Raw genomic sequence first — 20,001 nt, 5'->3', positions numbered from 1 at the left:
CGGCGAATGTTGTCTTCACAGTATAACCAGATTGCTTGGGGTTATATGGTCAAGTGAAGAAGCGCATACGGTGGATGCCTTGGCAGTCAGAGGCGATGAAAGACGTGGTAGCCTGCGAAAAGCTTCGGGGAGTCGGCAAACAGACTTTGATCCGGAGATGTCTGAATGGGGGAACCCAGCCATCATAAGATGGTTATCTTACGCTGAATACATAGGCGTAAGAGGCGAACCAGGGGAACTGAAACATCTAAGTACCCTGAGGAAAAGAAATCAACCGAGATTCCCTTAGTAGTGGCGAGCGAACGGGGACTAGCCCTTAAGTGGCTTTGAGATTAGCGGAACGCTCTGGAAAGTGCGGCCATAGTGGGTGATAGCCCTGTACGCGAAAATCTCTTAGTCATGAAATCGAGTAGGACGGAGCACGAGAAACTTTGTCTGAATATGGGGGGACCATCCTCCAAGGCTAAATACTACTGACTGACCGATAGTGAACTAGTACCGTGAGGGAAAGGCGAAAAGAACCCCGGAGAGGGGAGTGAAATAGATCCTGAAACCGTATGCGTACAAGCAGTGGGAGCCCACTTTGTTGGGTGACTGCGTACCTTTTGTATAATGGGTCAGCGACTTATTTTCAGTGGCGAGCTTAACCGAATAGGGGAGGCGTAGCGAAAGCGAGTCTTAATAGGGCGTCTAGTCGCTGGGAATAGACCCGAAACCGGGCGATCTATCCATGGGCAGGTTGAAGGTTGGGTAACACTAACTGGAGGACCGAACCGACTACCGTTGAAAAGTTAGCGGATGACCTGTGGATCGGAGTGAAAGGCTAATCAAGCTCGGAGATAGCTGGTTCTCCTCGAAAGCTATTTAGGTAGCGCCTCATGTATCACTGTAGGGGGTAGAGCACTGTTTCGGCTAGGGGGTCATCCCGACTTACCAAACCGATGCAAACTCCGAATACCTACAAGTGCCGAGCATGGGAGACACACGGCGGGTGCTAACGTCCGTCGTGAAAAGGGAAACAACCCAGACCGTCAGCTAAGGTCCCAAAGTTATGGTTAAGTGGGAAACGATGTGGGAAGGCTTAGACAGCTAGGAGGTTGGCTTAGAAGCAGCCACCCTTTAAAGAAAGCGTAATAGCTCACTAGTCGAGTCGGCCTGCGCGGAAGATGTAACGGGGCTCAAACCATACACCGAAGCTACGGGTATCACGTAAGTGATGCGGTAGAGGAGCGTTCTGTAAGCCTGTGAAGGTGAGTTGAGAAGCTTGCTGGAGGTATCAGAAGTGCGAATGCTGACATGAGTAACGACAATGGGTGTGAAAAACACCCACGCCGAAAGACCAAGGTTTCCTGCGCAACGTTAATCGACGCAGGGTTAGTCGGTCCCTAAGGCGAGGCTGAAAAGCGTAGTCGATGGAAAACAGGTTAATATTCCTGTACTTCTGGTTATTGCGATGGAGGGACGGAGAAGGCTAGGCCAGCTTGGCGTTGGTTGTCCAAGTTTAAGGTGGTAGGCTGAGATCTTAGGTAAATCCGGGATCTTAAGGCCGAGAGCTGATGACGAGCTAACTTTTAGTTAGCGAAGTGGTTGATGCCATGCTTCCAAGAAAAGCTTCTAAGCTTCAGGTAACCAGGAACCGTACCCCAAACCGACACAGGTGGTTGGGTAGAGAATACCAAGGCGCTTGAGAGAACTCGGGTGAAGGAACTAGGCAAAATGGCACCGTAACTTCGGGAGAAGGTGCGCCGGTGAGGGTGAAGGACTTGCTCCGTAAGCTCATGCCGGTCGAAGATACCAGGCCGCTGCGACTGTTTATTAAAAACACAGCACTCTGCAAACACGAAAGTGGACGTATAGGGTGTGACGCCTGCCCGGTGCCGGAAGGTTAATTGATGGGGTTAGCTAACGCGAAGCTCTTGATCGAAGCCCCGGTAAACGGCGGCCGTAACTATAACGGTCCTAAGGTAGCGAAATTCCTTGTCGGGTAAGTTCCGACCTGCACGAATGGCGTAACGATGGCGGCGCTGTCTCCACCCGAGACTCAGTGAAATTGAAATCGCTGTGAAGATGCAGTGTATCCGCGGCTAGACGGAAAGACCCCGTGAACCTTTACTATAGCTTTGCACTGGACTTTGAATTTGCTTGTGTAGGATAGGTGGGAGGCTTTGAAGCGTGGACGCCAGTCTGCGTGGAGCCAACCTTGAAATACCACCCTGGCAACTTTGAGGTTCTAACTCAGGTCCGTTATCCGGATCGAGGACAGTGTATGGTGGGTAGTTTGACTGGGGCGGTCTCCTCCTAAAGAGTAACGGAGGAGTACGAAGGTGCGCTCAGACCGGTCGGAAATCGGTCGTAGAGTATAAAGGCAAAAGCGCGCTTGACTGCGAGACAGACACGTCGAGCAGGTACGAAAGTAGGTCTTAGTGATCCGGTGGTTCTGTATGGAAGGGCCATCGCTCAACGGATAAAAGGTACTCCGGGGATAACAGGCTGATACCGCCCAAGAGTTCATATCGACGGCGGTGTTTGGCACCTCGATGTCGGCTCATCACATCCTGGGGCTGAAGCCGGTCCCAAGGGTATGGCTGTTCGCCATTTAAAGTGGTACGCGAGCTGGGTTTAGAACGTCGTGAGACAGTTCGGTCCCTATCTGCCGTGGACGTTTGAGATTTGAGAGGGGCTGCTCCTAGTACGAGAGGACCGGAGTGGACGAACCTCTGGTGTTCCGGTTGTCACGCCAGTGGCATTGCCGGGTAGCTATGTTCGGAATAGATAACCGCTGAAAGCATCTAAGCGGGAAACTAGCCTCAAGATGAGATCTCACTGGGACCTTGAGTCCCCTGAAGGGCCGTCGAAGACTACGACGTTGATAGGTTGGGTGTGTAAGCGCTGTGAGGCGTTGAGCTAACCAATACTAATTGCCCGTGAGGCTTGACCATATAACACCCAAGCAATTTGACTACTCGAAAGAGCATCAGATTGCGGTGTGTGAAGACGAGATGAACCGAAAGTTCGACGCTCACAAAACACCGAAAGCTGTCACATACCCAATTTGCTGAAGCGAAGCCATCTGGCTACGACTCAGTACCCGAATTTCTTGACGACCATAGAGCATTGGAACCACCTGATCCCATCCCGAACTCAGTAGTGAAACGATGCATCGCCGATGGTAGTGTGGGGTTTCCCCATGTGAGAGTAGGTCATCGTCAAGATTAAATTCCGAAACCCCTGATTGCTAACGCAATCAGGGGTTTTGTTTTGGGCGGTCGAAAAGCCAAACCAGCCCAAGGCTGCCGACAAATTTGCACAGTTATTTCTGAACCAGACCATTAGAATAGGCACCTAACCTTTTTTAGAGTTCGAGCCCTATCTATGCCCGATCCGGTTGATACCGTTGAGGTGTCGCAGTTACCACTGGAGGATCTGGTGGCATGCCATGAGTGCGACTTGCTGATGCGCAAACCCGCACTCGCCCTCGGTGAAAAAGCCCAATGCCCACGTTGCGGTTACGAGCTCTACGCTCATCGCCACAACGTGGTTGAGCGAAGCCTCGCCTTGGTGCTGGCGGCACTGTTGCTGTACATCCCGGCGAACTTTTTACCCATCATGCAGCTCAATCTTCTCGGGCAGTCCTCGGAGGACACCGTTTGGAGCGGCGTGGTCGGTCTGTTCGATACCGGCATGCAAGGTGTCGCGGCTGTGGTTTTCCTGTGCAGCATGGGCATTCCGCTGCTCAAACTGCTTTGCCAATTGGCGGTGTTGCTCAGTATCCGTTGGAACATCGGCCGCAGTTATGGCCTGTTGCTCTACCGCATTTACCATCACCTCAAGGATTGGGGGATGTTGGAGGTTTACCTGATGGGCGTGCTGGTCGCGATCGTCAAGCTCGCGGACATGGCCTCCATCACCATTGGCCTGGGGCTTGTCTGCTTCGTCAGCCTATTAGTGGTTCAAGTACTGCTGGAGGTGGTGATGTCGCCCCACCAGATCTGGCAAGCGCTTTCAGGAGAGGATGATCATGCGGGCGATTGATGCAGGCATTCTGATTTGTACCGAATGCCACGAGCTGAACAAGCAAGAGGCTGATACCGATGAGCAGCTGTGCACCCGTTGCGGTGCGCTGATCCATGCGCGTCGCCCCAACAGCCTTGTGCGTACCTGGGCGTTGCTGATCACTGCAGCAATCCTGTATATCCCGGCCAATCTGTTGCCAATCATGACCATCAACTCTCTCGGTCAGGGTGATCCCAGTACTATCATGGCGGGCGTGATTCAGCTGGTGCAGCACGGAATGTTTCCCATCGCTGCAGTGGTGTTTATCGCCAGCATTCTGGTGCCGACGTTCAAGCTGGTGGGCATTGGCCTGTTGCTGTTCTCGGTGCAGCGCCATCAACCGCTGTCCGCACAACAACGCATTATCATGTACCGCTTTATCGAATTCATTGGCCGCTGGTCCATGCTGGATATCTTCGTGATCGCCATCCTGGTGGCGGTTGTTAACTTTGGGCGACTTGCCAGCGTCGAGGCCAATCTTGGTGCTGCAGCGTTCGCCAGTGTGGTGATCTTGACGATGCTTGCCGCAGTAACTTTTGATCCCCGACTGATTTGGGATAACACGGAGTCGGACGACGACCATGAGTGATTTGCCTAAAGCTAAAACCCGCCCGGCCTCCAATTGGTCGGCCATTTGGGTACTCCCCCTGATTGCACTGATCATCGGCGGCTGGCTGGGATGGCGTGCCTATTCCCAACAGGGCCTCGAGATCCAGGTGCGCTTTGAAAGTGGCGAGGGCATCCAGGTCAACAAAACCGAAGTGGTCTACAAAGGCATGACGGTGGGCAAGGTCAAAGCCTTGGCCCTGGATGACGAAGGCAGCAATCGCGGGGTGATCGCCACCATCGAGATGAACAAGGACGTCGAGCAATACCTCAAGACCAACACACGCTTCTGGCTGGTAAAACCCAGCGTCAGCCTCGCCGGTATTACTGGCCTGGAAACTCTGGTCTCGGGTAACTACATTGCCGCCAGCCCTGGCGACGGCGAGCCCACGCGCAAATTCAAGGCGCTCTCCGAAGAACCACCGTTATCTGACGCCAAGCCTGGCCTGCACTTGACCCTTAAAGCCGATCGCCTCGGCTCGCTCAATCGCGGCAGTCCGGTGTTCTACAAACAGATCCAGGTTGGCCAGGTCAAAAGCTACCTGCTGTCCGAGGACCAGAGCACCGTCGAGATCAAGGTCTATATCGAGCCGACTTACGCCAGTCTCGTACGCAAACACACGCGTTTCTGGAACGCCAGCGGCATCAGCATCGATGCCAACCTGTCCGGCGTAAAAGTGCGCAGCGAGTCGCTGTCCAGCATCGTCGCCGGCGGTATCGCGTTCGCCACCCCTGAAAATCGCAAGGACAGCCCGCCGACGGATCCGAGCCTGCCTTTCCGTCTTTATGAGGATTTCGACGCCGCCGCCGCCGGCATCAAGGTCAAGGTCAAGCTCACCGACTTCGAAGGCCTGCAGGCCGGGCGCACCCCGGTCATGTACAAAGGCATCCAGGTCGGCAGCCTGAAAACCCTGAAGATTGACCCGGACCTGTCCAGCGCCCATGCCGAGTTGACCCTCGACCCGCTCGCCGAAGACTACCTGGTGCAAGACACCCAGTTCTGGGTGGTCAAGCCGTCCATCTCCCTGGCCGGCATCACCGGCCTGGAGGCGTTGGTAAAGGGTAACTACATCGCCATCCGGCCAGGCGACAAAGGCAGCGCACCGCAACGTGAGTACGTCGCCCGTGCCAAGGCGCCACCTCTGGATTTGCGCTCCCCCGGGCTGCACATGGTGCTGTTCACCGACAACCTCGGCTCCTTGGATGTCGGCAGCCCGATCCTCTATAAACAGGTCAAGGTCGGTTCGGTGCAGAGCTACCAGTTTTCGCGCAAGAACAAACAACTGGTGATCGGCGTCCACATCGAGAAGGAATACGAAAACCTCGTCAACGGTTCGACGCGTTTCTGGAACGCCAGCGGCGTCACCTTGACCGGCGGCCTCACCGGCGGCATCCAGGTGAAGAGTGAATCCCTTGCCAGCCTGATGGCTGGCGGTATCGCCTTCGAAACCCCGGAACAGAATGTGCCGTTGAAAAAACGTATCCCGCGTTTCCGTCTGTTTGCCGATCGCGAAGCGGCCAACCAGCATGGCACCCTGGTGACCATCAAGGTTGATCGCGCCGACGGTCTGCGCCCTGGCACGCCAGTACGTTTCAAAGGTCTCGACGTGGGCAAGATCGAGAACGTCGACCTCAGCGCCGACATGCAGTCGGTGCTGCTCAGTGCAAGGATCACCCAAGTGGCTGATCGCATCGCACGCAGCGGCAGCCAGTTCTGGGTGGTCAAGCCTGAGCTGGGCCTGATGAAAACCGCGAACCTGGAGACTCTGGTCACCGGCCAGTACATCGAAGTGCAACCCGCCGTGAAAAATGCCGGGCCGCAAAAGAGCTTCGTCGCGTTGGACAAACCACCAGAGGCTGTTCACCAGCAAGAAGGCCTGAGCCTGGTCCTCAGTGCCGCACGCCGTGGTTCGCTGAAGGAAGGCGTGCCGGTCACTTACCGTGAAGTCACTGTAGGTAAAGTTACCGGTTACGAACTGGGCCAGACCGCCGACCGCGTGTTGGTTCATATCCTGATCGAACCTAAATATGCACCGCTGGTGCGCAGTGGCAGCCGCTTCTGGAATACCAGTGGGTTCGGTTTGGACTTCGGCTTGTTCAAAGGTGCGACGGTGCGCACGGAATCCCTGGAGACGTTGGTTGCCGGCGGCATTGCCTTTGCCACGCCGGAGGGCGAGCGCATGGGCAATGCGGCGCGACCGCAGCAGACGTTCCCGTTGTTTGACAAGTTTGAGGATGAGTGGCTGACCTGGGCGCCTAAAATCCCATTGGGCAAATAGACCGAGGCGCGGCCATCGCGGGCAAGCCCGGCTCCCACATTCGACCGCATTCCAAATGTGGAACTCGGTCAAATGTGGGAGCGGGCCTGCTCGCGAAGAGGCCCTGGATAACACCACAAAGGCTCAATAAAAAAGGCCGCGATCCATACAGATCGCGGCCTTTTGCATTTCAGCGCAGTGGCTTAAACCTCATCCAACTCCGGCTCATCCGCCTGCACATTCACCGTCGCCTTCACTACGTCGTGGCGACGGATGTACTTCCAGTCCGCCTCATCAATGTAGATACCATTCGGCCCGCTGCCGCCTTCCAGGTCGATCGCCACCTGGGCGGACACCTGCGGCTTCACACTGGCCAGGATCGGCACAAAGCCCAGCTGCAAACTGGTTTCCAGCAACGCTGCCTGGTTCTTCTCGTCGATGTCCGCCGCCTCGTCGAGGTAGTACGGCAAGCGCACGCGCCCGGCCTGGTCGCGGTCCATCAAGTGCAACAACAAGTACATGTTGGTCAGCGCCTTGATGGTCATGGTGGTGCCGTTGGACGCTGCGCCATCGATGTCGGTGTGGATCACCGGCTGGCCATGCACCTTGGTGATTTCAAATGCCAGTTCGAACAAGTCCTTGAGGCCCAGCTGGTTATGGTTGGCAGCCACAAGACGGGCCAGGTATTCCTTGGCTTCTTCGTTCTTGTTGTCCTGCTCGGCGCTCTGGCTGAGGTCGAACACCGACAGGGTTTCGCCTTCTTCATACTGGCCGGCACTGTGGATGATCTGGTCGATATGCTTGAGGGCTTCCTTGTTCGGCGCCAGCACGATGCGGAAGCTTTGCAGGTTCGATACCTGACGCTTGTTGATCTCGCGGTTGAACAAGGCCAACTGGTGCTCAAGGCTGTCGTAGTCGCTGCGGATATTGCGCAAGGTCCGCGCAATATCGGTAACTGCCGCACGGCGCGCCTTGCCGAGGGTCAGGGCTTCATCGGTGCGGTGCGCATACGCGTTGATCAGCAATTGCAGACGACGCTCCACGTCATCCTCGCTGTCGAACTTGGCCACGCCCTTGAGGCGCACCTGCGCATACAGCGCTTCGATCTGGCCATCAGCACGCAACAAACCTTGCCAGCTGTCCTGGTAGTCATTGAGCAATGGCAACAGGTTGTCCATGGAGTCGTCGACCGGGTCCATGAACGGCGTGCCGAACGGCAAGTCGGCCGGCAACAACTGGCGGCGGCGCAGTGCGTCGTCCAGCGTGCGTTGCTTGGCTTCCATATCACCGATCTGACGGCCGACCAGTTGCAGCTTGGCCGACAACTGCTGGACACGCTCGGTGAAGGCATCACTGGAGCGTTTCAACTCATCTTGCGCGGCTTCCATCTGCGCCAGGTTTTCCAGCTTCTCGCCTTCTTCCGCGCTCAGGGTTTGTGCACGACGGAAGTCTTCCAGCGCCTTCTGCGCATCCAGCACTTGCTGGTACAGCGCTTCGGTCTGGGTCTTGCTCGCCGCACGGTCAGAGGCTACGGCCTGCTGAGTCTTGAGCTGTTTGAGTTCTTTTTCCAGGCGCTCTTTCTGATCGCGCAGCGCCGCGCGATCAGCCAGTGCCTGCAAGGCCGGTGGCTCGATATGGGAGATGTCGATCGACAGCCCCGGCACTTCAAATTTCTCGCCCTTGAAGCCATCAAGGATCTGCTCCAGGGATTTAACCCACTGGCCGTCCTCATCCAAGGTGATGCCATGCTCACCCAGCGGCAAACTGAACAACGAACTGTTGAACAGGCGCATCAGACGCTCGACGTCCTGCTGTGAGAATTCTTCACGCAGTTTGGCGTAGCTGTTGTTGTCGGCGTGGTCGAGCTGCTGCCTGACCGACTTCAAACGTTTTTCCAGGTCGCGCAAGCGCTCATCCAGGTCCTCGGCGCTGAACTGACGGGATTGCGCCAGGGCGCCCGCCAATTCATCGTGGGCATCCTTGGCCGCCAGCAGTTGCTGCTCCAGTACCTTGACGTCATCGACCAGCGCAAAGCGATGCTTGAGCACCGACAACTCGCCCAGCCAGCGCTGGATGCCACTGATCTCGCGCTCCAGGCGCATCAGCTCCTGGGTGCCGCCGCGCTGATCGTTTTGCAGCGCGTCCTGCTCGTTACGGTAGTGCTCGGCCTGGATGGTCAGCTCTTCCTTGCGCGCACTGGCGTAGTCCGACCAGGTACCCAGCAACGAATCCAGCAAGGGCGACAGGCGATGCAATTTGCCGCGCAATACATCGCGCAAGCGCACGCCATTGGCGAGTGCCTCAACCAACGGCCCGGCAGCCACCAGCGAGTTGTAGTCCTGCTCCATGCGCCTTACATCACGGAAGGCTTCTTCGCACGCGGCGATGTAGTCCACGCTGCCGGAACGCAGGCTGTGTTCGAACGCGTCCAGGAACAATTGCTTGAGCTTGGCCGCGGTGATTTCGCGCATATGCAGCAGGTTGATAAATAGCGCGCGGAAAGTCTTCAGGCTCTGTTCGCTGGTGGAACGCAGCGGAATCAAGGTCAGGTCCAGCGGGATTGACGTGTGCCCGCCCACCAGCAAACGGCGCAGCTCGTCCGGCTTGAGTTCGTAGGCTTTCAGGCCTTCGCGCTCAAGGTTGGTGAACAGCTCTTTCTGACGCAGGCAGGTGTCGTTCTTCTGGTAATGGGCCAAGTCCAGCTTGCCGGCATAGGCAAAGAACTGGTGACCGAAACCACCACCCGGGCCGCGCCCGACCACCCCGATCACGTGGGGGCCGTGGGGCAGCGAGACTTCCACGAGGATGTAGCTGGTGTCGGTGGCAAAGTAGAAGCGCCGCGATTGTTCCAGGGTGTACTTGCCGAAACTCATGTCCGACATGCGCGCCAGGATCGGGAACTGCAAGGCGTTGATCGACGCAGATTTACCCAGGTTATTCGCGCCGTACACCGACAACGGTTCTTCCAGCGGGAACAAGCCCAGGCTGTAACCTGCGGTGTTCAATAGGGCGAAGCGGCGGATGCCGTAGCGTTCCTTACTCATGCGTCGGTCTCCTGTTCTTCGGCAATGGCGCGGGCCAGGGCGTCTTCTTCGCTATCTTCGGCAAAGTCACTCAAGTCCAGCGGGTCATCGGTTTTCAGCAGTTTTTCATCGCTGTCTTCGTCGATGATCACCGGCGCCGGCAGTGGCAACACGCTGTGCACGCTGGCGGCCAGGTCACGGTCCTGCTGCACCGACAGGCACACATCGAGGAAACGGTGCATCGGCGGCAGGAAGCGATAGATGCCGTTGTCTTCGCTGGCAAACCCCAGTTGGGTCATGCGGCGCATGATTTTTTCTTCGAGCTCTTCCTGGGTCTGCACTTCGGCCTGGATAAACAGGTCGCGGTACTTTTCCAGCAACGATGGCAACTCATCGCGGCCCAGGCTGCCACCGTCGAGCACGGCGATCGGGTCGCGGCCCTGGTCGGCCAGGTGTTCGACGATGATGAAGGTGAACAGCGCCAGGCGTTGCGCGGTCTTGTTGACCTGCGCCGCAGCCACGGCAGTGTCTGGTACGAAGTAATAGAAACCGCGTGTGTCACACACCAGCTCAAACCCCAGGGCCTTGAACAACGTGCGGTACTGGTCCTGGAAATTAGACAGCTGCGCGTACAGCTCCGGGTCGCGGCGGCTGACGTGGTAACCCTTGAACAGCTCGCGAAAGATCGGTGCCAGCTGGGACAGTTCGGATAGATCAAGATGCATAAGGCGTGCTCGCAGAATTCTCGGTGGCATCGGTGCCAGCCGGGAGCAGGGCGAATGAGCGCAGGCTGACCTGGTGCTCGTGTGTGTGGTAGTCGCGGCGTTCCAGGCGTTCGCGCTTGAAGCGTTTTTCGCGCGAGAGCCGTGAGAACCAGTACAGCAATTCATCGGTGGCGCCGTCCGGTTCCTGCTCCAGCAGCCAGGTCATCAGGTCCGGCATCGGCAACGCGTCTTCGCAGCGCTCGAGCATTTCCTTGACCGTGCGCGGCGCGCGTTGGGCTTCGCCCTTGTGGGATTTGTGCGCCTTGGGAAAACGCGCCGGTTTCGGCTCGAAATTGGCCAGGGCATACACGTACGCTTCGACCTGGCTGGCACTGCCCAGGAAAGTACTTTGCGGGCGGGTAAACATTGGCATCGCCGCTTGCGGCACCGCGTCCAGGCCTTTACGGCGAATGGCCGACAAGGCCAGCGCGGCGCCACGGGTTACGGCGTTATGGCGGCGCGCTTCTTCGCGCAGCGGTAGCAGCAGTTCGCGGGCATGGCGCAAGGTCAGCTGGGCGCTGGTTTGCATTTCGAGAATGCGCGCGTGAGTACGCAGCAGCATGTCGTCGTCGACCAGATGGCCGAGGCGTTGCTGCTCGGTGAGCATGCGCAGCAGCACATTCTCGACCTTGCGCACACCTTGCTCGAAGGCGCCGTCGGCGTTCACCAGTTGGATCATCGGTTCTACGTATTCGTCCCAGGTCGCCAATACCTCAGCGTAACGCTGGCGCAACGGGATCTGCCGGTCGCTGGTCTTGGCGCGGTCGGCCACGGCCGCCAGGGCCTGTTCGTCGTTGGCGAGTTTTTTCAGCACGTCCCGCACACGCATATCCAGCAAGCGCAGTTGGCGGGCCAGGTCGTGGCCATCTCGGATGTCGAAGGCGTCCTGGATGTAACCGGCCAGACGCTCAAGGTGGCGCAGGTAGGCTTCGATTTCCAGGCACAGGCCAAGCCGGTGCTCCTTGCGAAGATAGGCGAGGAAGTCGTGGATCTGTGCGTTGAGCTCGAAACGGTTCGGGCTCTTGGCGACAGGCACCAGGATATCCAGGCGAATCCACACGTCCAGCAGGCTGGTGATGTCCTGTGGCGTGCTGTCCAGTTGTTGGGCCGCCAGTTGTGCGCGCAGCTCGCTCAGGCTCAAGGTGCCTTGGTCGAAGTGTTCGCACAGTGGCTCAAGCAGGGCCCAGTGTTCGGCGAGGGCGCGCAAGACGCGCTTGGGTTCGATCATCGGAATGGCCGGCTGGTTGGCGAATAAAAGTCGCGATTGTACTGCATCAGGCGCGGGATTTATCCACAGCCGGTCAGTGCGCAGTGGGCGATTGTTACCGAACAGCGGTAGAATCCCTGCTCTTTAGTTATCCACAAGTGGCCGAGCTGTGCTTATCGAGTCCCGACGTCGCGCTTACTTGACCGCCATGCAGGTGGTCAACTGGCTGCCCCGCACCGAACTGCCGTTTGCCGCCCCGTCGCGGCCCGAGCTGCTGCAGGCGCTTGAGCCCTATGAGGCGTTCGAGGTGTCGGGCGAGGAAGCCGCTGCGCCGGTGGCGGTGGTCAAACCCACGCCAGAGGCTCGCCCAGCTGTCGAGCGCGTGAAAGTTGAAGTGCCGCGCCCGTCTCCCGTGGTCAAGCCCGTGGCGGCCGAAGCGCCAGCGCCGGTGGCCAAGGCTGCGGTGGTGCCGCCGCCACGTTTCGCCCTGCAGTTACTGCGGGCCGGGCGTTGCCTGCTGCTGGTGGAACTGCCCACCGGCGAGCGTTTTCAGACCCGCGACCCGGCCTACATGCTGCTAAAAGACATGCTGCGCGCCGCCGGCCTGCCCGACAGCCCGCAAATCGTCGGCGACCCCGTGCGCTGGCCACTGCTGGTGCGCGGCAACATGGACCAGGGCCCCGACGCCGCACGGGATTTCGTCCAGGGTTTTGTCTCGGCGCGCCTGGAAGACGAACCCTGCGTATGCCTGTGGCTGATCGGCCTGCCCGCCGTGCGTTTTGCCGGTGAGGCGAACGCCGAAGCCTGGTATCGCGAGCTGCAGGTCGAAGGCCTGGGCTCGGTATGGGCCTTGCCGGGCCTGGAATTATTAATGGAAGAGCCACAGCGTAAGGCTGATGTCTGGCAAGCCATGCGCCGGCTGATGGCGCGCTGGAAAAGTACCGATGAGTGAAGCTTTATCGTTCCGCCCGATGACCGAGGCGGACCTCGATGCCGTCCTTAAGATTGAATACGCGGCGTTCAGCCATCCTTGGACCCGTGGGATTTTTCTCGATGGGCTGGGCAAGTACCAGATCTGGCTGATGTTTGAAGGTGAGCAGCAGGTGGGCCACGGTGTGGTGCAGATCATCCTGGATGAAGCGCACTTGTTGAATATCACCGTTAAACCGGAAAACCAGGGCCGTGGCCTGGGGTTGGCGCTGCTGGAGCACCTGATGTCCCGCGCTTACGCCGCCAATGCGCGGGAGTGCTTCCTGGAAGTGCGTGACAGCAATACCGGCGCATTCCGGCTGTATGAGCGCTACGGCTTCAACGAAATCGGCCGTCGTCGCGATTACTACCCGGCCGTGGGTGGGCGCGAAGATGCCGTCGTCATGGCCTGCACCCTGGTCGACTAGGAATAAAACCCGATGTGCAAGCCGGCCCCTGTGGGAGCTGGCTTGCCTGCGATAGCATCACCTCGGTCCGGCTGAATACCGAGGCGCCTGCATCGCGGGCAAGCCCGGCTCCCACAGGGGAAGTATTCACAGGCTCAACGGTGTTGTGTCAGCGGTTACCGTCTATCGGGTCAATATCTGCCAATTCGGCCTCATCCAACCCATTCCCCCCGCCAATCTCGTCCTCATCCACAATGCTCAGGTCATAATCCGCCGGATTATCCTCACCGGCCTCACGAGCATCCCGCGCGCCATCCTCATGGATCAGCGTTTCCGGGCTCATGTCATCATCCGTGGACTCATGATCGTCGGTCGAAGCCCCGGTCATGCCGGCTTCACGTACCCGTTCGTCGGGCATCAGGTGTTCGCGCTCGCGGCGCGGCAGCTCATCACCGATTTCCGCGGTCGGCTCTTGCTCGTCAAAATCCAGCTCGCGCATCTCGCCCATGCGGTCTTCGTTGTCATCAATCGGTTCGGGCTGTGTAGCGCCGTAGGGACGTCGTGATTCAGTCATGGCCAATCCTCATACTGTGGGGCTTATAGTGTGTGGACAGGCACGGCGCCCTAAAGATTCAAGCTAATTGCGCCTGGGCGTGACCCGGAGGAGCGGTTGTCTGTCACAAAGCTGCGCATCATTCCTGAGGCTTTCCCTGATGAACGAACTACAAGACCTGCTTGATAACAACGAACGCTGGGCGGATGCGATCAAACAGGAAGATCCCGAATTCTTCGCCAAGCTCGCCCGCCAGCAAACACCGGAATACCTGTGGATCGGCTGCTCCGACGCCCGCGTTCCGGCCAACGAAATCGTCGGCATGCTGCCCGGCGACCTGTTCGTGCACCGCAACGTGGCCAACGTGGTGCTGCACACCGACCTCAATTGCCTGTCGGTGATCCAGTACGCGGTGGACGTGCTCAAGGTCAAACACATCCTCGTCACCGGCCACTACGGCTGCGGCGGCGTGCGTGCGTCGATGCAGGACCGCCAATTCGGCCTGATCGACGGCTGGCTGCGCACTATTCGCGACCTTTACTACGAAAACCGCGAGGTGCTGGCCCAGTTGCCCACCGAAGAGGAGCGGGTGGACCGCATGTGCGAGCTGAATGTGATTCAGCAGGTTGCCAACGTCGGCCACACCAGCATTGTGCAAAATGCCTGGCACCGTGGGCAGAGCCTGTCGATTCACGGCTGCATCTACGGCATCAAGGATGGCCGCTGGAAGAGCTTGAACACCACCATCAGTGGCTTTGAGCAACTGCCGCCGCAATATCGCCTGCGCCCACTGGGCGAAGCCTAAGGCCGTTTGCGCATTCGCCACTGGGCCATGAACGCCTCACCTTCGGCGTTCAACTTCTCTTTGGCGCCGGTGATCCAGCCCCGGCAGTTCAGCTCGCCGCATTGGCAGGCGAACTGCCGGAACAGCGCATCTTCGGTGGTGGCGTAATCCATCGTCAGCAAGGTGCCAGGCGCAATAGGCTGTACGGTCCAGACTTCCAGGTAGGTGGCATCGAAAAACACGTTCGGATTGCACGAGTGCAACATCAGACGTGTGAACCACGGGTCATACAGGTGAATGCGTGACGAGAGCTGCAAGGTGTGCGCACGTCGCTCGCCCAAGGCGTAGCCGGACACTCTGGCAATGCGCACGCGGGTGTCAAAGGCGACGCACGCCTTGAGTGCGGCCCCTATTCCATTCGCATCACGTACGACCTGGAAGTGTCGGGTGGAGGGGTAGCCTTGTTCAGCGAGCACCGTCTTGAAGGGGTAAAGGCAGTCACTCACAGCGGTTTTAGCCTTATCCATGGCTTGAGTTTTCATAACTCTCCTGGGTTAGGCTGCATCGACCTGCGGTGGGGGCTGACTTCCAGTCTTGCAGCGGATGGGTGCCGTTCAAGACTCGCCGAAGTTGTAGCCGATTTCTACTGTCAGATCTGACAGTAGAAACCGGTTATATTTTGTACGATTTACAGCGCCGGGGCGGTAACAGCGGGGATCGGGGCGGCGTCTTTCAGTTGTTTCAACTGCGCCTTGATGGGTGGGGTGGCGCATTTGGCGTTGGCTTGTTCCGGGGTCAAATTGCGTACCGAGGTGTAGAACAGCTCACAGGTCTGCTCCTTGCGCGTGACTTGCCAGGTATTCATGCACGCCTTGAGCAACACGTTCGGGTCACTGGCAGGTTTCTGGCCCATGCCGGCCTGCCAGCAGGCGGCGCTCAAGTCTTGGCCCATCACTTTCAAACCGGCCTCATCGGCTTTTTGTTCATTGCCGTCATAGCTGGCCGGATCCGCCGCATACCAGATGTAGCTCGGGTGGTTGGAGCCCAATACCGACACGGTTTTACCGGCAGCCGGGCTGATCTGCGCCAGGCCCAGCACGGCAACGGTCTGGCCGTACTGTTGCTTGATCCAGTTACGCACAGGCGCACCGAACGCGACCATCGGCAATGAGCCGTTGGCGTGCAGGCTCAGCTCCTTGACCATGCGGGTCTGGTAGTCGGCAAAGTAGCTGTAGACGTTTTCCAGGTCCTTGCCCGCATTGGAAGGTGCGGCGATCGGCGCAATATCGATGATGGTCTGGTAGGCCGGTGTTTCCGTGGCCGGGATGCCATTGTCCGTGAGCAAGGTGGCCCAGCGGTCGGTGGTGGCCGATTCCAGGTAGTCCTGGGCCTGGGTCAGCGAGTAGTCGGGCGGGAAGTGCAACAGTTCGATGCTCTTGCGGTTTTCCAGGGCCATGCCCAGCGGCAGGAACAAGTACCAGTTGTAGGCCCATTTGCCGTCGCTGTTAAGTTTGCTGGCGCCCCGATACGCCAGGTCGGCGGTGTTGAGCAGCGTGGTCAGGGGCTGGCCGTAGTGCTCGGGCACGCCGCTGAAGGTGGCTGAGACCTGGCCGTCATGGGTTTTCACACTGACCTTGGCGCGGCTGTACCCGTCGCGCTGCAAGCTCTGGTTCAAATAGTGCTCGGCGGTCTGCTCCAGCGTCCATGGCCGAAAGCAGATCACATTGCAGTTATTGGGGAACGCGAACAGTTGGGTGACGCGTTGCGTGCTGCCCAGTGGTACTTCGATGTCGGCCTGTACAACCGCACTGGCCAGCAGTGCAGCCAGGGTGAAGGACAGCCTGGTCGGTTTAAACATAGTTGGTTCCTTGTCAGCGAAAGCCCGTCTGCGCGGGTGAAAGCCCACTTGCACACAGTAGCGGTTGACCAGGAAAACCGCGTGCTAAATCGCCGGGCATGTCGCTATTGGATAAGAAAACCTACCGGTTGAACTGCAAGGCGTTGCTCAAATCGCCCATGGGCTTCTGGCCGCGGGCGATCATCGCGTCATCGCGCTGCTTGAGGCCGTCCAGTGTCTCCAGCTGGAACACGCGGGTGATCAGACGCAGGATCGACGCGGTGTCGTAAACCGTATGGTCCACCGTGCCTTTGCGTGCAAACGGCGACACCACCAATGCCGGAACCCGCGTGCCCGGCCCCCAGCGATCGCCTTTGGGCGGGGCTACGTGGTCCCACCAGCCGCCGTTTTCATCGACAGTGACGACCACCACCATGTTTTTCCACTGCGGGCTCTCTTGCAACACTTTCAAGGCGCGCGCGATATGGCGGTCGCCCGAGGCCACATCGGCGTAGCCGGCGTGCATGTTCAGGTTGCCCTGGGGCTTGTAGAACGTCACGGCGGGCAGCTTGCCGGCCTGGGCATCGGCGAAGAACTTGTTGGTGCCGGAGTCATCGCCCAAACCGCCGTCACGCAAGCGCTTGTCACGCTCGGCACGGTTTTGCGGGCCTTGTTGCTTGAAGTAGTTGAACGGCTGGTGGTGGTACTGGAAGTTGGGAATCTTCGGGATGCCGCCCGAGTCCTTGAACTGGTCCAGGGTCGCCTGCCAGGCACCGGCGTACCAGGCCCAGTCGACGTTCTTTTTCGACAGTTTGTCGCCAATGTGTTCGTGGGTTTGCGGCACCAGCACGTTGGGCAGATCGGGTTTGGAGTAGTCCGGGTTTTGCGGGTCGCGGATCCAGGTCGGCCAATACGGCGGCGCAAGGGTATTCACGCCGTAGCCATCCGGCGTCAGCGCGCTGGGGCCGAACTGCGGCGGGCCGCTCATGGCGCTGGCCGGCGACTTGTCCAGCGGCTTGAGGCGCGGGTCGGTGGGGTCATCGCTTTGCAACGTGGCGATCTGTGCCTTGGCCACTGATTGCGCTGCATTCGGATAAAACGGCGCGGTGGCGCTGATCAGGTACTGGTGGTTGAGGAACGAGCCACCGAAAGCGCCCTGGAAGAAGTTGTCGCACAGCACAAACTCCTTGGCCACGTCCCACAGACGCAGGGAATAACGGCTCTGGGCGTAGTAACCCATCACCAGGCCGCCGGAATCGGCCCAGGCGACAAAGTTGTCGTTCTTGCCGCCGTTGATCTGCATCTGGTTCTGGTAGAACACGTGCCACAAGTCGCGGGTGACCAGGCTCAGCGGCAGGTCCTCGGCATTCGGGCCTTTGAGGGCGAATGGCGCATTGGGCAGGTTTTCCTGGAATTGCACTTCGCTGGGGTAAGTCACCCCGTCCACACTTTGCGGGCCCACTTGCAACACGCCGCCCCAGACCGGCGGCAGGCTCGTCAGCAAGCTGCCATCACGGTCACGTTGCTGCACGTCGGCTGCTGAGAGCGCCGACAGTGGTTTTTCCAGGCCAGGGAAGTCGGCGAACAGGTTGTTGAAGCTGCGGTTCTCGGCGTAGATCACCACGACTGTCTTCACCTGCTCGTGCAGGGCCTTGTCCAGCTCTTGCGGTGTAAGCGGCCGCACCTCTGGCTTGCCAGGTGCGTCATTGGTGCTGCCGCAGGCACTCAACGTCGCACCGACCCCCAGCACCGCCGCGCCCCCGAGGAAACGCCGACGGCTGGTGTCCACGGCCGGTTGGGTTACAAAATCGGGAGAAGGGCGGTCTTCGTGCTCGTCACTCATTGCTGGGCGTTCCTGCTGGCTGATTGTTGCAAGATATTTCGCAGGACGGTAGCAATGCAATGTGACGGAACGAAGACAGCGGCTTGAATGCTGAAGGGCAATTACAACAAGTGCATTGCCAGTTGGCTGCCCACGCGCAAGTACGCCACTTGAGCCGTCAACGCATCCTTGACGAGGGCCTCGCCCGTGTTGGTCAGCTTGGCTTTTTTTGCATCGATGACCGTGGTTTGCAAAAGCTGCATGGCCACGTCCATCACTTTTTGAAAGGCTGTCACGTTATTGTGCAGGCCAAATTCGTTGACGACGGCAGCTATACGCCGATCGGCATCGTCTCGCAGAGCTTTGTACTCGACGAACGAAACGTGGTCGTCCTTGTAAATATCATTGATCAACTCCTCCAGTGATTTGGACAGGGGCGTCATCGGATTTTCTTTGGCGTTTGTGGGTGGTAATTCAAGGCAGAAGTCAGAGGCTGTCACTGCAATGAGTGGGAAAGCCTCTACACATTTCATCGGAAAGCGCGCTTTGATGCCCTACGGCATCACCGGCGGCAAATACTTCAACGTCGTCCCCAACGCCCACAGCAGGAACAACACCAGCGGCGTGTGCACCAGCAACTGCACAAACGAAAACCCGATCAGATCCCGCGCCTTCAGCCCCAGCACGCCCAGCAGCGGCAGCATATAAAACGGGTTGATCAAGTTCGGCAGCGCCTCTGCCGCGTTATAGATCTGCACCGCCCAGCCCAGGTGGTATTGCAGGTCATTGGCCACTTGCATCACGTAAGGCGCTTCAATAATCCACTTGCCACCGCCCGACGGGATAAAGAAGCCCAGCACCGCCGAGTACACGCCCATCAACAGCGCGTAAGTGTCGTGGGAGGCGATGGAGGTGAAGAACAACGAGATATGGTGCGCCAGGGTCTGGCCGTCACCGCCTTTAACCACGGTCATCAACGCAGCGATCGAGCCGTACAACGGAAACTGGATCAGCACGCCCGTGGTGGTCGGCACGGCACGCGCCACCGCATCCAGGAAGCTGCGCGGGCGCCAGTGCAGCAGCGCGCCGACCATGATGAACAGGAAGTTATAGGTGTTAAGCCCCGAAATCGCGCTGATCGCAGGTTTGGTCGAGAACTCATGGAACAACCAGCCAGCCGCCAGCAAGGCCAGCAGAATGGTCAGCAGCGGGCTGTGTTCCAGCCATTCGCCCGGACGCGTCGGCGGTTGTGGTTTAGGCATATTGAAGGCCGGGTCGACACCACAGGCCTTGGCATCACGGGCACTATTGGGGCCGGGTGCGGTGGCGTAGGCGATGATCAGCGACACCACGATCAGCGCCAGCAACAACACGCCCGATTGCCACAGGAAGATGGTCTCGGTGAACGGGATCATCCCGGTGATCGACAGGATCGACGGCGGCAAACTGGCCGGGTTGGCCTGCAACTGCGCGGCCGAAGACGACAGCCCCAGTGCCCACACGGCGCCCAAACCCAAATAAGCCGCAGCACCGGCGGCGCGGTAATCCATGCGCAAATCCGTGCGGCGGGCCAGTGCGCGTACCAACAAGCCACCGAACACCAGGGACAAGCCCCAGTTAAGCAAAGAGGCGACCATGGAAATCAACGCGACCCAAGCCACGGCCGAGCGGCCATTCTTGGGGATACGTGCCAGACGGTCGATCAGTTTTACGGCGGG

15 protein-coding genes and 2 rRNA genes are annotated in these 20,001 nt (G+C 58.8%); 8 read left to right on the top strand and 9 right to left on the bottom strand.

The window, feature by feature from the left end:
* Window positions 1-47 precede the first annotated feature (47 nt).
* From BFP92_RS12420 to BFP92_RS12400, 5 genes are all read left to right on the top strand, one after another.
* Window positions 48-2,939: ribosomal RNA gene (locus tag BFP92_RS12420) — 23S ribosomal RNA — on the top strand.
* 157 nt (window positions 2,940-3,096) lie between these two features.
* Window positions 3,097-3,212: ribosomal RNA gene (gene rrf, locus BFP92_RS12415) — 5S ribosomal RNA — on the top strand.
* Window positions 3,213-3,372: 160 nt separating this feature from the next.
* The gene (locus BFP92_RS12410; protein ID WP_065929716.1) at window positions 3,373-4,032 is read left to right on the top strand and encodes a paraquat-inducible protein A; all 660 of its coding nucleotides are present in this window, start codon (window positions 3,373-3,375) and stop codon (window positions 4,030-4,032) included.
* Window positions 4,019-4,642 (top strand): paraquat-inducible protein A, encoded by a 624-nt coding sequence (locus BFP92_RS12405; RefSeq protein WP_017134539.1) that lies wholly within the window; start codon window positions 4,019-4,021, stop codon window positions 4,640-4,642. The genes BFP92_RS12410 and BFP92_RS12405 overlap by 14 nt, the downstream gene beginning before the upstream one ends.
* Window positions 4,635-6,938 (top strand): PqiB family protein, encoded by a 2,304-nt coding sequence (locus BFP92_RS12400; RefSeq protein ID WP_065929715.1) that lies wholly within the window; start codon window positions 4,635-4,637, stop codon window positions 6,936-6,938. The genes BFP92_RS12405 and BFP92_RS12400 overlap by 8 nt, the downstream gene beginning before the upstream one ends.
* Before the next feature lie 182 nt (window positions 6,939-7,120).
* Here the strand turns inward: BFP92_RS12400 and mksF are convergent, their stop codons facing one another.
* The 3 genes from mksF to mksB are packed head-to-tail and all read right to left on the bottom strand — an operon-like array spanning window position 7,121 to window position 11,932.
* Window positions 7,121-9,961, bottom strand: a complete 2,841-nt coding sequence (mksF, locus tag BFP92_RS12395; protein ID WP_065929714.1) for an Mks condensin complex protein MksF — start codon at window positions 9,959-9,961, stop codon at window positions 7,121-7,123.
* Window positions 9,958-10,665, bottom strand: coding sequence for an Mks condensin complex protein MksE (gene mksE / locus BFP92_RS12390; protein ID WP_065929713.1), 708 nt, complete (start codon window positions 10,663-10,665; stop codon window positions 9,958-9,960). Before mksE ends, mksF begins: the two co-directional genes overlap by 4 nt.
* The gene (gene mksB, locus BFP92_RS12385) at window positions 10,655-11,932 is read right to left on the bottom strand and encodes an Mks condensin complex protein MksB (protein ID WP_056859189.1); all 1,278 of its coding nucleotides are present in this window, start codon (window positions 11,930-11,932) and stop codon (window positions 10,655-10,657) included. Before mksB ends, mksE begins: the two co-directional genes overlap by 11 nt.
* A 187-nt stretch (window positions 11,933-12,119) precedes the next feature.
* On the opposite strand from mksB, the gene BFP92_RS12380 reads away from it, so the two are divergent.
* Both BFP92_RS12380 and rimI read left to right on the top strand, forming a co-directional pair.
* Window positions 12,120-12,863: an energy transducer TonB gene (locus BFP92_RS12380; protein WP_065929712.1), complete on the top strand. Its 744-nt coding sequence runs from the start codon at window positions 12,120-12,122 to the stop codon at window positions 12,861-12,863.
* A complete protein-coding gene (gene rimI, locus BFP92_RS12375) occupies window positions 12,856-13,308 on the top strand; it encodes a ribosomal protein S18-alanine N-acetyltransferase (protein ID WP_003188286.1) in 453 nt (150 codons plus the stop codon). Before BFP92_RS12380 ends, rimI begins: the two co-directional genes overlap by 8 nt.
* A gap of 148 nt (window positions 13,309-13,456) precedes the next feature.
* On the opposite strand, the gene BFP92_RS12370 is transcribed toward rimI, so the two are convergent.
* Entirely contained in the window at window positions 13,457-13,861 is a 405-nt protein-coding gene (locus BFP92_RS12370) for a hypothetical protein (RefSeq protein ID WP_056859187.1), read from the bottom strand.
* 139 nt (window positions 13,862-14,000) lie between these two features.
* On the opposite strand from BFP92_RS12370, the gene can reads away from it, so the two are divergent.
* Entirely contained in the window at window positions 14,001-14,645 is a 645-nt protein-coding gene (gene can, locus BFP92_RS12365; RefSeq protein ID WP_017134532.1) for a carbonate dehydratase, read from the top strand.
* Here can and BFP92_RS12360 read toward each other — a convergent pair.
* From BFP92_RS12360 to BFP92_RS12340, 5 genes are all read right to left on the bottom strand, one after another.
* Window positions 14,642-15,166 (bottom strand): SET domain-containing protein-lysine N-methyltransferase, encoded by a 525-nt coding sequence (locus BFP92_RS12360; protein ID WP_065929711.1) that lies wholly within the window; start codon window positions 15,164-15,166, stop codon window positions 14,642-14,644. The genes can and BFP92_RS12360 overlap by 4 nt on opposite strands.
* Before the next feature lie 146 nt (window positions 15,167-15,312).
* Window positions 15,313-16,482: a hypothetical protein gene (locus BFP92_RS12355; protein WP_065929710.1), complete on the bottom strand. Its 1,170-nt coding sequence runs from the start codon at window positions 16,480-16,482 to the stop codon at window positions 15,313-15,315.
* Between the two features lie 121 nt (window positions 16,483-16,603).
* Window positions 16,604-18,304 (bottom strand): acid phosphatase, encoded by a 1,701-nt coding sequence (gene acpA, locus BFP92_RS12350; protein ID WP_065929709.1) that lies wholly within the window; start codon window positions 18,302-18,304, stop codon window positions 16,604-16,606.
* Window positions 18,305-18,405: 101 nt separating this feature from the next.
* Window positions 18,406-18,726 carry a hypothetical protein gene (locus BFP92_RS12345; protein ID WP_065929708.1) on the bottom strand — a complete coding sequence of 107 codons (321 nt, stop codon included), beginning with the start codon at window positions 18,724-18,726 and terminating at the stop codon, window positions 18,406-18,408.
* Between the two features lie 111 nt (window positions 18,727-18,837).
* A partial coding sequence (locus BFP92_RS12340; RefSeq protein ID WP_239694260.1) for a TIGR00366 family protein occupies window positions 18,838-20,001 on the bottom strand: 1,164 nt, incomplete at its 5' end.

It is taken from the genome of Pseudomonas sp. 58 R 3, from assembly GCF_900006605.1.
Lineage (GTDB): Bacteria > Pseudomonadota > Gammaproteobacteria > Pseudomonadales > Pseudomonadaceae > Aquipseudomonas > Aquipseudomonas salomonii.
The sequence above is the reverse complement of the archived record's forward strand: the minus strand, read 5'-3'. Positions and strand labels throughout refer to the sequence as shown.